General features: G+C 59.2%; 14 protein-coding genes. 5 read left to right on the top strand and 9 right to left on the bottom strand.

Going from position 1 to position 13,550, the window contains the following annotated elements; all coding sequences use genetic code 11:
• Nucleotides 1–145: 145 nt before the first annotated feature.
• The 5 genes from K5Q35_RS01905 to K5Q35_RS01885 form a co-directional block, all read right to left on the bottom strand.
• Nucleotides 146–937 (bottom strand): xanthine dehydrogenase family protein subunit M, encoded by a 792-nt coding sequence (locus K5Q35_RS01905; RefSeq protein WP_220798214.1) that lies wholly within the window; start codon nucleotides 935–937, stop codon nucleotides 146–148.
• A 99-nt stretch (nucleotides 938–1,036) separates the two neighbouring features.
• Nucleotides 1,037–3,409, bottom strand: a complete 2,373-nt coding sequence (locus K5Q35_RS01900; RefSeq protein ID WP_013961388.1) for a xanthine dehydrogenase family protein molybdopterin-binding subunit — start codon at nucleotides 3,407–3,409, stop codon at nucleotides 1,037–1,039.
• Nucleotides 3,410–3,513: 104 nt separating this feature from the next.
• Nucleotides 3,514–3,999, bottom strand: coding sequence for a (2Fe-2S)-binding protein (locus K5Q35_RS01895; RefSeq protein ID WP_013961387.1), 486 nt, complete (start codon nucleotides 3,997–3,999; stop codon nucleotides 3,514–3,516).
• 107 nt (nucleotides 4,000–4,106) lie between these two features.
• Nucleotides 4,107–5,120, bottom strand: a complete 1,014-nt coding sequence (locus K5Q35_RS01890) for a molybdopterin-binding protein (RefSeq protein ID WP_220798213.1) — start codon at nucleotides 5,118–5,120, stop codon at nucleotides 4,107–4,109.
• Nucleotides 5,117–6,085, bottom strand: coding sequence for an XdhC family protein (locus K5Q35_RS01885; protein ID WP_220798212.1), 969 nt, complete (start codon nucleotides 6,083–6,085; stop codon nucleotides 5,117–5,119). Before K5Q35_RS01885 ends, K5Q35_RS01890 begins: the two co-directional genes overlap by 4 nt.
• A 153-nt stretch (nucleotides 6,086–6,238) precedes the next feature.
• Between K5Q35_RS01885 and K5Q35_RS01880 the strand changes: the two genes are divergently transcribed.
• Genes K5Q35_RS01880 through grxD form a run of 3 tightly spaced genes read left to right on the top strand, consistent with a single transcriptional unit; the run spans nucleotide 6,239 to nucleotide 7,155 of the window.
• On the top strand, nucleotides 6,239–6,475 hold the full coding sequence (locus K5Q35_RS01880; protein ID WP_013961384.1) for a BolA/IbaG family iron-sulfur metabolism protein: 237 nt from the start codon (nucleotides 6,239–6,241) through the stop codon (nucleotides 6,473–6,475).
• A 3-nt stretch (nucleotides 6,476–6,478) separates the two neighbouring features.
• The gene (locus K5Q35_RS01875; protein WP_220798211.1) at nucleotides 6,479–6,796 is read left to right on the top strand and encodes a hypothetical protein; all 318 of its coding nucleotides are present in this window, start codon (nucleotides 6,479–6,481) and stop codon (nucleotides 6,794–6,796) included.
• On the top strand, nucleotides 6,793–7,155 hold the full coding sequence (gene grxD, locus K5Q35_RS01870; protein ID WP_013961382.1) for a Grx4 family monothiol glutaredoxin: 363 nt from the start codon (nucleotides 6,793–6,795) through the stop codon (nucleotides 7,153–7,155). The genes K5Q35_RS01875 and grxD overlap by 4 nt, the downstream gene beginning before the upstream one ends.
• A 53-nt stretch (nucleotides 7,156–7,208) precedes the next feature.
• Here the strand turns inward: grxD and K5Q35_RS01865 are convergent, their stop codons facing one another.
• Both K5Q35_RS01865 and K5Q35_RS01860 read right to left on the bottom strand, forming a co-directional pair.
• Entirely contained in the window at nucleotides 7,209–7,601 is a 393-nt protein-coding gene (locus tag K5Q35_RS01865; protein ID WP_011569116.1) for a cell division protein ZapA, read from the bottom strand.
• Nucleotides 7,601–8,092, bottom strand: coding sequence for a hypothetical protein (locus K5Q35_RS01860; protein WP_220798210.1), 492 nt, complete (start codon nucleotides 8,090–8,092; stop codon nucleotides 7,601–7,603). Before K5Q35_RS01860 ends, K5Q35_RS01865 begins: the two co-directional genes overlap by 1 nt.
• A 274-nt stretch (nucleotides 8,093–8,366) precedes the next feature.
• Between K5Q35_RS01860 and tkt the strand changes: the two genes are divergently transcribed.
• Entirely contained in the window at nucleotides 8,367–10,412 is a 2,046-nt protein-coding gene (gene tkt, locus K5Q35_RS01855; protein ID WP_220798209.1) for a transketolase, read from the top strand.
• Nucleotides 10,413–10,622: 210 nt separating this feature from the next.
• Here the strand turns inward: tkt and K5Q35_RS01850 are convergent, their stop codons facing one another.
• On the bottom strand, nucleotides 10,623–11,612 hold the full coding sequence (locus tag K5Q35_RS01850) for a DUF808 domain-containing protein (protein WP_220798208.1): 990 nt from the start codon (nucleotides 11,610–11,612) through the stop codon (nucleotides 10,623–10,625).
• Between the two features lie 223 nt (nucleotides 11,613–11,835).
• Here K5Q35_RS01850 and gap point away from each other — a divergent pair, with 223 nt between their 5' ends.
• On the top strand, nucleotides 11,836–12,834 hold the full coding sequence (gene gap, locus K5Q35_RS01845; protein ID WP_220798207.1) for a type I glyceraldehyde-3-phosphate dehydrogenase: 999 nt from the start codon (nucleotides 11,836–11,838) through the stop codon (nucleotides 12,832–12,834).
• Between the two features lie 175 nt (nucleotides 12,835–13,009).
• Here the strand turns inward: gap and coaD are convergent, their stop codons facing one another.
• The gene (gene coaD / locus K5Q35_RS01840) at nucleotides 13,010–13,510 is read right to left on the bottom strand and encodes a pantetheine-phosphate adenylyltransferase (RefSeq protein WP_013961377.1); all 501 of its coding nucleotides are present in this window, start codon (nucleotides 13,508–13,510) and stop codon (nucleotides 13,010–13,012) included.
• Nucleotides 13,511–13,550 lie beyond the last annotated feature (40 nt).

Here is a 13,550-nt window from a genome sequence, read left to right as displayed (position 1 = left end):
CAAGTCTGCGCTCTTGGCCGTTCTGAAACTTCGCCACCGATCAGGTTCAAGGATATTTTCAGCAACAAACGGTGCGCATCGGCTTATGTTGGACACTCGGTGCAGCAGCCCGCTGCGCGAAGGCACGGACTGCTGCGGATGGACTTCACGACGCGTTCGCAACGGCTCGTTTCGTCATGACGGCAACGATATGCGCCCGGTAGGCTGCGGTGCCGTGCAGGTCGTTGATCATATCGTCGCTGTCCGCCGTCACACCGTCCAGCGCTTCGGGCGCAAAATTCGCCGACAGGGCCGCTTCGGCCTCCGTCCAGCGGAACACACCATCGTTGCTCGCACCCGTTACGGCAACACGCACACCGTCGTTGGTTTTGGCGACAAACACGCCCACGAGCGCAAACCGCGAGGCTGGTTGCAGGAACTTCTGATAGTTTGACGCCTCGGGGATCGGGAAGCGGACCTCAGTGATGATTTCGCCCTCTTCAAGATCGGTGGTGAACATCCCCTGAAAATAGTCATCCGCTGCGATCTCGCGGGCGTTTGTCACGATAGTCGCCCCTGCGCCCAATGCTGCCGCAGGATAGCAAGCCGCCGGGTCATTATTGGCAAGGCTGCCCCCGATCGTGCCACGATTGCGCACGGCAGGGTCGCCGATATGACTGGCCAGCCCCGCGAGGCCGGGAAAGCTGGCCGCCGCGTCGCGCGCCACGGTGGCATGGGTGGTCGCCCCGCCGATACACAGCAGGCCATCATCATTTTTGCACACGCCCTTCATCTCAGCGATGCCGCTGAGGCTGACAAGAACGCTCGGGCTTGCGAGGCGTTGTTTCAGCGTCGGGATCAGCGTCTGACCGCCCCCCAGAGCCTGCGCATCTTCCTTGCTCATTGCATCGACCGCGTCGCCAACACTGGCAGGCATTTCCACATCGAAGTTATACATTGTCTTTCCTTTCCAAAGCCGGGAATCGCAATCCGTTTCCCTGACCTAAAACTCCCTGAAACGGGCGAGAGGCAGCACCCCTCACCCCCTTCAGCGGGATCATCCTTGCATTGCCGCCCATACCCGCGCCGGTGTAGCGGGCATGTCGATATGTGTGATGTCATGTCCGCCGGAGCGCAACGCATCCACGATGGCGTTGATCACCGTCGGCGGGGAACCAATCGCGCCCGCCTCGCCGCAGCCTTTCACGCCCAGTGGATTGTGCGTGCAGGGCGTCTGACAGGAGTGATCCACGGTGTAATGGGTCATCTCCGGCAGATCATCCGCGCGCGGCATCGTGTAATCCATATAGGACGCCGTCAGCAGCTGACCGTTTTCGTCATAGGCACAGTTTTCCAAAAGCGCTTGACCAATGCCCTGCGCGATCCCGCCATGCACCTGACCTTCGACGATCATCGGGTTGATGACGTTGCCGAAATCATCCGCAGAGGCGAACCGCTCGATGGTCGCAACACCCGTCTCCGGGTCCACTTCCACTTCGCAGGTATAGGCCCCGGCCGGATAGGTGAAGTTTGACGGATCATAAAACGCGGTCTCTTCGAGGCCCGGTTCGATGTCTTCCAGCGGATAGTTATGCGGCACATAGGCGGCCAGCGTCACATCCCCCCAGGCTACGGATTTATCCGTACCTGCGACCGAAAACGCCCCATCCTTGAGCTCGATATCCCCCTCGGAGGCTTCGAGCAGGTGGCTGGCGATCTTCTTGGCCTTGGCGATGATTTTCTCGGTCGCCCGCACCATGGCAGACCCGCCCACGGCGATGGAGCGCGAGCCATATGTGCCCATGCCCATCGGCGCGTTTGCCGTATCACCATGGACGATCTCGACCATGTTTTCGTCAATGCCGATCATATCGGCCACCACCTGCGCAAAGGATGTCTCGTGCCCCTGCCCGTGGCTGTGACTGCCCGTCATCACCACGAGACCGCCGGTCGCGTTGACCCGCACAGTCGCGCTTTCATATAGCCCCGCGCGGGCGCCCAATTGCCCCACAAGGTTCGACGGCGCAATGCCACAGGCCTCGATAAAGCAGTTGATCCCAAATCCGCGCAGCTTGCCACGCGCCTCGCTCTCCTTGCGGCGCGCCTCGAACCCGGCGCGGTCCGACATCTCGAGCACCTTGTCCATCGTTGCGTGGTAATCACCGGTGTCATATTCAACGGCGACGGGCGTGGCGTAGGGGAATTCCGTGATGAAATTCTGACGCCGCAATTCCACCGGATCGACTTTAAGCTCAAGTGCTGCCTTGTCGATGACCCGCTCCAGCTGGAACGTCGCCTCGGGACGGCCAGCGCCGCGATAGGCATCCACCGGCACGGTGTTGGTGAACACGGCCTTGACGTTCACATAGACCAACGGCGTCTTGTAATTTCCCGCCATCAACGTGCCATGCAGCCACGTCGGGATAGAGGGTGCAAACGTCGACAGATAAGCGCCCATATTGGCGAATGTTTCCGTACGCACAGCGGTGAAGTTGTTGTCCGCATCCAGCGCCAGTTCAATCTTGGTCACGTGGTCGCGCCCATGGGCATCGGACATGAATGCCTCAGAGCGGCTCGAGGTCCATTTCACGGGTCGGTTACAGGCTTTGGCGGCGAAGGTGCAGAACGCCTCTTCCTGATAGTGGAAGATCTTTGTGCCAAAACCACCACCCACGTCGGGCGCGACGACACGCAGCTTATGCTCCGGTATGCCCAGCACGAAAGCGCCCATGAGCAGGCGGATCACATGCGGGTTTTGCGATGTGGTATACAGCGTGTGATCACCGGTGCCGCGGGAATAATCGCCGACGGCGACGCGCGGCTCCATCGGGTTGGCGACCAGCCGGTTGTTGATCAGTTCCAGCGTGGTGACATGGGCCGCTTTTTCAAATGCCTCATCCGTTGCCGCCTTGTTCTCCTCAACAAAACCCCAGTCATAACAAAGGTTTGACGTCAGATCATCATGCACTTTGGGCGAGGCATCCGTGACCGCCACCTTCATATCCATCACTGCGGGCAGTTCGGAGATGTCGAGTTCAATCGCCTCTGCTGCATCCCGCGCCTGCTCCAGCGTGTCAGCAACCACCGCCGCGATTGGTTCACCCACGTGGCGCACTTTGCCATGGGCAAGCACCGGGTGCTTTGGCTCCAGCATCGGCTGCCCGTGTTTATCGGTGATTTGCCAACCACAGGGCATGCCGCCCACGGCTTCGAAATCCGCGCCGGTAAACACCCGGACCACGCCCGGCATCCCTTCGGCGGCGGCGGTATCGACCTTGTTCAGTGTGCCATGCGCCACGTCAGAGCGCAGGAAAAACACATGTGCCTGCCCCCGGATGTTGATGTCGTCTGTGTAATTCCCTGCTCCGGTCAGAAACCGGACGTCTTCGCGGCGCTTTGAACTGGCACCAATGCCTCCATCTTTTGGCATAATACTTCTCCCTTAACTTGCGGTAAGCTTGCCCTCACCCGGCTGGCGCGGCAGCGATACGCAGAGGCACGGGGGCCACCGACGCACGGCACGCGCATGAATGCTTATTCGGCAGCGATACTGTCGACGTTCTGACCGGATGCCGCCATGATCGCCTTGACGATATTATGATAGCCCGTGCAGCGGCAGATATTGCCTTCGAGGTAGTCGCGCACCTCGGCTTCGGTTGGCTTGGGGTTTTCCTTGAGCAAGGCCGCCGCTGACATGACCATGCCCGGCGTGCAAAACCCGCACTGCAACCCATGGTGATCCTGAAACGCCTGTTGCAGCACATTCAAAGACCCGTCTGCGTTCGCCGCACCTTCGATGGTTGCAACCTCTGCCCCCTGCGCTTCGGCGGCCAGCATCGTGCAGGCTTTGACCGCTTCGCCATTCACATGAACGACACAGGCGCCGCACTGGCTTGTGTCGCAGCCCACATGCGTGCCGGTGAGATTGAGTTGATCGCGTAAAAATGATGACAGCAGCGTGCGTCCTTCGACTTCACCGGACGCGGCTTTGCCGTTCACAGTCATTGAGACCTGTGCCATGGCTTCCTCCCTAGTAGCTTGGTTATTTGTTTGGCGTGAGTTAAGCACGACGATGGCGCTATGAGAACCACTAATTTCATCGACTTAAGTCGCATGAGCGAAAATTTTCAATCCGCTGGTTTCAAAGCGGCGGCGCGGCGCGGGAGCGGGCGTGTCGGGATTTCTTTAAGCAGCCCCCCGACACCCATCCCGGATATGTCGTCATCCGTCACCGCAACACCGCAGATCATCCGCGCCATGACCCAATCCGCGCCGTTCAGTGCCGGGGATCGCGCGCATCCCGGCAGGCCAATGATGGCCCGTTTACCCAACGTTCCGATAAACAACAGGTTGCCCGGATCGACCGGCATGCCAAAGCGACCGACCGTGCCCCCCGCTTCCCGAACCGCCTGCGGGGCAACGTCGTCGATATCTGACGTGGCCGATCCCGTCAGGATCAGGGTCAGATCGCTTTCCTCTGCAATCAGCGCCTTGGCCAGCGCGGGAACAGAATGCGGCACAACAACGGGGCGCGGCAATTCGAGACCAAAAGCGGCCACACGCTGCGCGATGGCGCGCCAGCCTTTGTCCCCCGCCCCCCCTTCAATATCACTGACCAAGAGGCGCACATTTTGCACCTGCGGCGCGATCAGACGGATGGCAGCCTTTGCCTGCGCGCAGGCCGCATCAAGCGCCGCGCGCGGCACGGCGTATGAGATGATTTTGATGGTGGCGGCCATCCCGCCGTCTTGCATCTGCTGAAAGGGCGGCACCGTCGCGATCGTGATCATCGGGTGTATCCTGTTCACAGCCTCAATCGCGGCCACGTCAAGCTGCACAACGCCCGGGCCCTTTGCCAGCAGGTTCACCCGACCGGTGAATGCTTGCGTCAACTCCAGTCCCTGCGCTGCGGAATTTGGCACGAAAGCCTCGGCAAGCGCTTGTGCCGCCGGGTTTTCATGCACGTCCTCCGGGTCCAGCTTGGCGACGATCACCTCTGTGAGGCCGGCAGCCTCAAGCGCCCTGATGTCGCCTTCATCAAGGCTTCGTCCTTTGCGCAGACGTTTTTTGCCATTCAGCCCAACCGAATGCGCCAGAACGGCCCCTTCGGCGTCACTTAAGGGGACAGACCCGAACTTCACGCGCCGCGCCTTAGTTTTTTCGTCATTTCAGCCAGAATAGATACGGCAATTTCCGGAGGGCCCGACGCGCCGATATCCAGCCCGATAGGTCCATGAACGCGCGCGATCTCTGGCTGAGTGAACCCAGCGTCCTGCAACCGCCCGACCCGTGCCGCGTGGGTGCGTTTCGATCCCAGCGCGCCGATGTAGAAACACGGGGATTTCAGCGCCAGATGCAACGCGGGATCGTCCAGTTTCGGATCATGGGTCAGCAAAACCAGTGCTGTGCGCGCATCCAGTCCAACCTCAGCCAAGGCTTCATCGGGCCAGTCCGCGAGAATCTTCTCGCCCGGGAAACGCGCTTGCGAGCCGAATGCACCACGCGGATCGATTATCACCGGGTCATATCCGGCGGTGCGCGCCATCGGCACCAGCGCCTGCGCAATATGCACAGCCCCCACGATGGCAAGGCGCAAAGGCGGGTTGTGAATGGCTACGAAAACCGCGCCTTCTGCCTCGAACCCGGACTGGTCCCGCGCGAACCGCTCCGGGTAGGCGTCCTGCACCAGACGGCGCGCTCCGGTATTTATGTTGACCTCATAGGCGGCAGCGTGACGTGCGGCGCGTGCAGCGACCAACGCCTCCAGAATATCCGCCGGGAAAACTGATCCGACAGGTTCCACCAACACGCGGATCGTGCCGCCGCACGCCAGCCCAACCGCGAACGCATCCCCGTCGCTGACGCCATATTCCAGCAAGCGCTGCTCGCCTTTCTCCAGCGCCTCCATAGCCTCAAGCACGACGGCCCCCTCGACACAGCCGCCTGAGACGGAGCCTTGCATTTCCCCATCCCCCGCGATCACCAACTGCGCGCCCGTGCGGCGTGGCGCAGAGCCCCATGTCTCAACCACAGTGGCCAAAACGGCACCCCGCCCCGCCTGATGCCAGGCCAGCGCCTGTTCCGGTGCGTTTTCAAAAACATCCATCTTGCTTCTCCCCCGACCCGGCTTTTGTGCAGCATGTGGCACGCAAACGCATGGTTCCGTCTCGAAATATGCACCCTGTCGGTCAAATTGACATCTTGTTCCGACGCGCGCCTCCGACTACATCTAACCTGCAAAACGAAAGGGAGCCAGACCATGCCCATGCAAGCCCACGAGATCGAAGAGCTTTTGCGCCAGAGCTTTCCCGATGCGACCATTCAGGTTGACGGGGATGACGGCGTGCATATGGCCGCAATGGTCGTAGACGAGAGCTTTCGCGGCAAGAACCGGGTGCAACAACAGCGCGCGGTTTATGCGGCCCTCAAAGGGAAAATGGACGGCTCACAGGGTGAGTTGCACGCGCTTGCGCTGACAACAAAGGCGCCGGACTGACCCATGACCCTGTGGCACTGGCTGACATATCCGTTCAGACCCGGCCAGCGGCGGCCCCTGTCCTATCGTCAACCGCAACCGATTGGCGAACAGACGGCCCAAACGCCCTTGGGGCTTGAAGCGATTGATATGTCTGCCATCGACTCCGTAAACCGCCGGAATGCATCACTGGAGCGGGTGAACGCACCGATTGTTCGCGCCAAAGGCACATCGGGATTTTTCAAGATTGCGGACACCCCGGTGGCCCCGCTGAAAGATGATGAAACTTACGCAGCGCGATATCATCGCGCGTACAACCAGAAAAAAGGCACCTCAAAATGACCGAGACAACAAGCAAAATCCAGGAAGCCATCAGCGCCAAAGATGTCGTGCTCTTTATGAAGGGCACAAAAGAGATGCCGCAATGCGGGTTTTCAAGCCGCGTCGCGGGTGTGCTGAACTACATGGGAGTTGATTTTTCCGACGTAAACGTGCTGTCAGATGAGACGATCCGCCAGGGCATCAAGGAATTTTCCGACTGGCCGACGATCCCGCAGCTCTATGTAAAAGGTGAATTTGTCGGCGGCTGCGACATCATCACCGAAATGACACTGTCGGGCGAATTGGACACGCTTTTTGCCGAAAACGGTGTGGAGTTTGACAAGGATGCCGCGGATAAAATCCGCGAGGCCAACGGCTAAAATAACCGCTGTAATCTTACAAAGCGCTGCCTCCCCGGCAGCGCTTTTGTTTTCTAACCCGCGACTTTTTCGTCAACCGACGCGGCCAGTGCTTCGGCCCGTGCCGCCAGTTCGGCCAGCGTGTCCGACACGGATTGCGGCACAACCGGAACTTCGATCTTTTCGGGTTCGGCGCGCTGCTGTTTGAGCGCGGAAAGCTCGGCCTCCGTTTCATCCAGCTGCGCCTGAATTTCGGCCGCACGGTCTTCGACGCTCGCGGTTTTATCCGCCAGCATCAGACCGGCCATCAACAACATGCGCGCTTCGGGCAAACGTCCGACCTGCTGTGCCAGCACCTGCGCCTCATCATCCAGCATCTTGGCGGCGGTATGCAGGTAATGCTCTTCGCCCTCCTGACAGGCGACCTCGAATTCACGCCCGCCGATGGAAACTTGTACCTCAGGCATCAGTGCGCCTCCTCTGTGTCTTGTGATGTGGCACTTGCGGCCAGTAGCGGCGTCAGGGCTGAAAGTATCTGATCGGCCTCCAGAACCTCGGCACTGCGCATGGCGCGGATGGCGTCCAACTCGACCTCCATCGCCTTGTTGATCAGGGTCGCGTCCCCCACGCCCTCTGCGTTGGCCTCGCGCAAGGCACCGCAAGCATCAGACAAGAGCCCATTCGCTTTCTTGAGTTTTTGCAGTTCTTCATCCAGCGCGGCAACCCGCGATGTGGCCTCTTCGGCTTTGGTTTCCAAAGCACCAATTGCCTGATCCTGACGCTCCGCCAGCACCCGAACGCGCTCGGACAGTTGCGCATTCACCTGCTTTTCTTCGTCCAGCGCCTGCTGCAAGGCCTGCATCTGGCCCGTGTCGTTTTTGCCAAGCGCATCAACACCCTGCGCCACACGGTCCATGGCAGCCATAATTCGGCCATTCAACTCTTCAATATCACTCATACCCACCTCATGTGTCTTCTGTTCATCAGCTCCATCACCCTGCCCGATTTGGCGAATCGACAACTGTTTGGGTAATCGTACCCCTATCGCAACCACACAACAAATGCGCTTTTCAATTGCTTCAACGGGTTGCGCCTATCTCTTCAAGTGAGCAGCTTGGTTTGGCCCGTCCAGCACTTGATCTTTGCGGGCGGACTGGTATGCAGCGGCTCAACATCGCCCTGAATAAAAACGCCCGGTAGTGCGGGTTTACAGCCGACAAAGGAACCTCTTCGTGGATCTCAAAGCACGCGCCGCGGCGCACCCGGACCACTGGTCCAAAGCAAATGCAATTCGCGCTTTGGCCCTTGATGCCGTAGCCGCCGCAAACTCGGGCCATTCGGGCATGCCCATCGGGATGGCAGATGCGGCAACGGTGCTCTTTGAAAAGCACATGAACTTTGACCCCTCCGCGCCAAACTGGCCGGACCGCGACCGTTTTGTTTTGTCGGCAGGCCATGGCTCCATGCTGCTTTACGCGCTGCTGCATCTGACGGGCTACAAAGACATGACGCTGGAGCAGATCAAGAATTTCCGCCAGTGGGGCGCGATCACGGCGGGTCATCCGGAATATGGCCATGCAACCGGCATCGAGACGACGACCGGGCCCTTGGGTCAGGGTATTTCCAACGCTGTGGGCTTTGCCATGGCCGAAGAGATCCAGCGCGCGCACTATGGCAAAAAGGTCGTGGATCACTACACCTATGTCATCGCGGGTGACGGCTGCCTGATGGAAGGTGTCAGCCAGGAGGCGATCACCCTTGCCGGGCGCCATCAGTTGTCCAAGCTGGTTGTGCTCTGGGACAATAACAACATCACGATCGACGGCCCCGTCAGCCTGTCGGACCGCACAGATCAGGTCGGACGTTTCGTTTCTGCCGGTTGGGATGTGATCGAAATTGATGGCCATGACCCCAGGGAAATCGACGCTGCCCTTACCCAAGCGAAGAAGAATCAGAAACCAACGATGATTGCCTGCAAAACGCATATCGCGCTGGGGCACGCCGCGCAGGATACCTCAAAGGGGCATGGCGCGCTGACCAATGATGAGCAGAACGCCGCAGCGAAAGCCGCATGGGGTTGGACAACCGGTCCGTTTGAAGTGCCCGATGCCGTTCTGGAAGGCTGGCGCGCCATCGGTGCGCGGGGCAAATCGACCCGCGAGGCGTGGGAAGCCCGCTTTGACACCCTGCCCCGCGGCAAGCGCGAGACGTTCAATCGTGCCTATGCGCTGGATGTGCCCAAAAAGCTGAGCGCAACCATCAAGGCGTTCAAAAAACAGATGTCAGAGGGCGCGCCCAAACTGGCCACCCGCGCAAGTTCCGAAAAAGTCTTGGAAGTCATCAACCCGATTATGCCCGAAACTGTTGGCGGATCGGCTGATCTGACCGGGTCAAACAACACCAAGACCAGCGATCTGGGCGTCTTTGACACCGATAATCGCGGTGGGCGTTATGTCTATTGGGGCATCCGCGAACACGGTATGGCAGCCGCCATGAACGGCATGGCCCTGCACGGCGGGCTGCGGCCCTATGGCGGTACGTTCATGTGTTTCACGGACTACGCGCGCCCGGCCATGCGTCTGGCGGCACTGATGAAAATCCCGACGGTCTTTGTGATGACCCACGACAGCATCGGACTGGGCGAGGACGGACCTACCCACCAACCGGTTGAACATCTTGCGATCAGCCGGGCGACCCCCAACACTTATGTCTTCCGTCCCGCAGATACGATTGAGACTGCAGAAGCGTGGGAGCTGGCACTATCAAGCAAAAGCACGCCATCCGTTTTGTCGCTGACACGTCAGGGCCTGCCGACGGTCCGCACCGAGCACAAGACCAAGAACATGGTTGCCCAAGGGGGCTATGTGCTGGCAGACGCCATCGGCAAACGTCAGGCGATCCTGATGGCAACCGGATCGGAAGTGTCACTGGCCATGCAAGCGCGCGATATTCTGCACGCCGAAGGGATCGGCACGCGGGTTGTGTCCATGCCCTGCTGGGAACTCTTTGAAGAGCAGGACGAAGCCTTGCGCAAACGTGTCCTGCCCGGCGGCCCGGTCCGTGTGGCGATCGAGGCGGGCATCCGCATGGGCTGGGACCGCTGGCTCTTTGGGGAACGGGGAAAGCGCGAGAAATCGGGTTTCATCGGCATGCACGACTTCGGCGCCTCCGCGCCCGCGGATGTTCTGTTCAAGGAACTGGGCATCACCGCAGAGGCCACAGCGCAGAAAGTCCGCGATCTGGTGGCGGGCAACTGGAAACCAGATACGCGCATCTAGTCGGTTACTTTCGGGGATCATGATCAAAACGCCGCGATATCCCATCGCGGCGTTTTTGTATCGCGCGTCTCAATGAGTGATATAGCACCCAATATTGGGCGGCCGTGGCCTGATACAGACCATCATGCTTTACCCGGTGACTGTAGATGCCTGCGGGACATTACGTCGCTTCAGGACCCGCACCCAAACATTGCGCACAAGGCACAACCGTCAATGAGAAGCGCCTGCCTTGCCCCTGCTGAAGACCGCGCGCCACAGCGGCGTGACGAGTTTTTCCCCTACAGGGATCAGCGCAAGACCCAGCATCAACCCCAGAATACCATCCAACAGCGCCGTCGTGGCCCATTCACCGATGCCGATAAACCGGTCCGGCAGACTGTGCCCGACCGCATAGGCCAGATCGTGAATGACGTGATACGGCCACCCTGCCCCCAACGCCTCCAGCCCATGCACGACGATGTTTCCGCCGACCCACAGCATTGCAGCTGTCCCGATGATCGTGAGCGCTTTCATCACATGCGGCATGGCGCGTACAATGACGCGCCCCAGAACCTGCAGCACGGCATTGCGGCCCTTGGCGGCCATGGCCAGCCCCACGTCGTCCGCCTTAACGATGATGGCCACGGCACCGTAAACCGCAACTGTGATCATGACAGCCACCGTGGCGAGTGTCGCCGCTTCCATCCAGAAATTGCTTTCGGGGATCGCGGCCAGTGAGATGGTCATAATTTCTGCCGAGAGGATGAAATCGGTTTTGATGGCGCCTTTGGCTTTTTCCTCTTCGAGGTGCGCCATATCTTCGACCTCGTCAGCGGCCTGCGGGTAATCCAGATGCCCATGCCCGCCGATCCCAAGGGCATGGGCGACCTTCTCGGCCCCCTCAAAACACAGATAGCCCCCACCCAGCATCAGCAGTGGCACAATCGCCCATGGGGCAAAATGATTGAGCGCCAGACCGACGGGCAACAGATAGACAAGTTTGTTGATCATCGACCCTTTTGCAATGCGCCAGATGATCGGTAACTCACGCTCAGCCGAAAACCCCTGCACATATTTTGGCGAAACGGCAGCATCATCAATCACGGCACCCGCCGCCTTGGACCCGGCCTTGGCCGCCTGCCCGATCACATCATCCACCGAGGCGGCGGCGACTTTTGCAATGCCAGCAACATCATCCAGTAATGCCAAAAGTCCGCTCATTGATATGCCCGCACGGATGCGACTCCCTGTTTCCAACCTTGTGTTAGACTGTCGCTGTATCAAAGACAATTTACCACCTTCGCTTTTTGTTGGCGCAAACATGGGGTGAGGCGACAGCAGGTTTAACGCTAACACACGGAAAACACGTCGATTTAGTCATTCCCCGAAGGCCACAGGGGCGTTATACAGCCCCCAGATGAGGCGTGATGTGGAGACAGGTGAAATGACGATCAAAGTAGGTATCAATGGGTTTGGCCGTATCGGCCGCTGTACACTTTCCCATATTGTGAGTTCCGGGCGCAACGACATCGACGTGGTCGCCGTCAACGCTACCGGACCGCTGGCCACCGCCGCGCATCTTTTAAAATACGATAGCGTGCACGGTCGCTTTCCGGGCGAAATCGTGACCGGCGCCAATACGATGGACCTCGGGCGCGGACCCATTCGCATGATGTCCAGCTACGATATGAACGAGCTGAACTGGGAAGGTGTTGATGTGGTGTTGGAATGCACCGGGCAGCACAATGACGGTGACAAAGCCAAAACACACATCGAACGGGGTGCCGGGCGGGTGCTGATCTCCGCCCCTGCCAAGAACGTCGACCGCACGGTCGTCTTTGGTGTGAACCACCGCGACATGATCTCAAAGGACGCGGTTGTCTCGAACGGCTCCTGCACAACGAACTGTCTTGCCCCACTGGCGAAGGTTCTTGATGAAGCCTTCGGCATTGAACGCGGTGTGATGACCACAATTCACTCTTATACCGGGGATCAACCAACGTTGGACCGGCGCCATGATGATCTATACCGCGCACGTGCGGCGGCCATGTCCATCATCCCGACCTCGACCGGTGCCGCAAAGGCCCTCGGAGAAGTCCTGCCCAACCTCGCGGGCAAGCTGGATGGCACGGCTCTGCGTGTGCCAACCCCTAACGTCTCGGCGGTCGATCTGACCTTCGAAGCCGGGCGCGACGTCACCGTCGACGAAGTCAACGCAGCGCTGCAGGATGCGGCTTTGGGGCATATGTCCCGTGTGCTCGCCTATGACGATGAGGCCAAAGTGTCGGTGGATTTCAACCATACAGAACACAGCTGCATTTTCGCACCGGATCAGACCAAAGTGGTCGGCGGGCGCACCGTGCGTGTCATGGCGTGGTATGACAACGAATGGGCGTTCTCCGCGCGGATGGCCGACGTTGCGGTGGCGATGGGTCGCCTGTAACACGCAGGGCCTTTGGCTAATACAATTCTCTGATAATTGCCGCGTCTCGTCAGGCGCGGCAATTTCTGATTTTCTGGCGCAGAATACCAGTTCGACACGCGCCACTCAGCCAGTACTTAAAGGGTGTATTTCATAATAAAGTCAGATATTTGCGACGTTTTTATCAGGTGATAGATCAACTATCCCTACCGAACTTTTTCAGAAGGGCTGCGTTCACTTCGGGTGTAACGAATTTTTCAACGCCACCGCCCAGGCGTGCGATCTCCTTGACCAGCTTACTCGCGATGGCCTGATGCTCTGCCTCGGCCATGAGAAACACCGTCTCGATGGTATCATCAAGTTGCCGGTTCATGCCCACCATTTGATATTCATATTCAAAATCCGCCACCGCGCGCAGCCCCCGCACAATGACCGTCGCTCCGACGTCGCTCGCACAATCAATAAGCAGGTTCTCGAAGGGGTGTGTCACAATCTCAAGCCCGGTCAGGGCCGCAATCTTGATGGATTCAGCCTCTACCATGGCCACCCGTTCTTCAAGGCTGAAGAGTGGTCCCTTGTCACGATTGATCGCAACACCGATCACCAATTTGTCGAGCAGCCCGCTCGCGCGTCGAATAATGTCGATATGTCCCAGCGTTATGGGATCAAAGGTACCGGGATATAGGCCAACGCGCATCAGGCCCTCCTGTCGTTTAAATACGGGCCAGACGACCACT

Source organism: Roseobacter sp. OBYS 0001, from assembly GCF_019654895.1.
Lineage (GTDB): Bacteria > Pseudomonadota > Alphaproteobacteria > Rhodobacterales > Rhodobacteraceae > Roseobacter > Roseobacter litoralis.
This window is presented reverse-complemented; position numbering and strand designations above follow the sequence as displayed.

Coding starts and splice junctions, on each gene's coding strand:
- K5Q35_RS01905 (WP_220798214.1), bottom strand. CDS start 937: ATGTATAACTTCGATGTGGAAATGCCTGCCAGTGTTGGCGACGCGGTC.
- K5Q35_RS01900 (WP_013961388.1), bottom strand. CDS start 3,409: ATGCCAAAAGATGGAGGCATTGGTGCCAGTTCAAAGCGCCGCGAAGAC.
- K5Q35_RS01895 (WP_013961387.1), bottom strand. CDS start 3,999: ATGGCACAGGTCTCAATGACTGTGAACGGCAAAGCCGCGTCCGGTGAA.
- K5Q35_RS01885 (WP_220798212.1), bottom strand. CDS start 6,085: ATGGATGTTTTTGAAAACGCACCGGAACAGGCGCTGGCCTGGCATCAG.
- K5Q35_RS01880 (WP_013961384.1), top strand. CDS start 6,239: ATGCCCATGCAAGCCCACGAGATCGAAGAGCTTTTGCGCCAGAGCTTT.
- K5Q35_RS01875 (WP_220798211.1), top strand. CDS start 6,479: ATGACCCTGTGGCACTGGCTGACATATCCGTTCAGACCCGGCCAGCGG.
- grxD (WP_013961382.1), top strand. CDS start 6,793: ATGACCGAGACAACAAGCAAAATCCAGGAAGCCATCAGCGCCAAAGAT.
- K5Q35_RS01865 (WP_011569116.1), bottom strand. CDS start 7,601: ATGCCTGAGGTACAAGTTTCCATCGGCGGGCGTGAATTCGAGGTCGCC.
- K5Q35_RS01860 (WP_220798210.1), bottom strand. CDS start 8,092: ATGAGTGATATTGAAGAGTTGAATGGCCGAATTATGGCTGCCATGGAC.
- K5Q35_RS01850 (WP_220798208.1), bottom strand. CDS start 11,612: ATGAGCGGACTTTTGGCATTACTGGATGATGTTGCTGGCATTGCAAAA.
- gap (WP_220798207.1), top strand. CDS start 11,836: ATGACGATCAAAGTAGGTATCAATGGGTTTGGCCGTATCGGCCGCTGT.
- coaD (WP_013961377.1), bottom strand. CDS start 13,510: ATGCGCGTTGGCCTATATCCCGGTACCTTTGATCCCATAACGCTGGGA.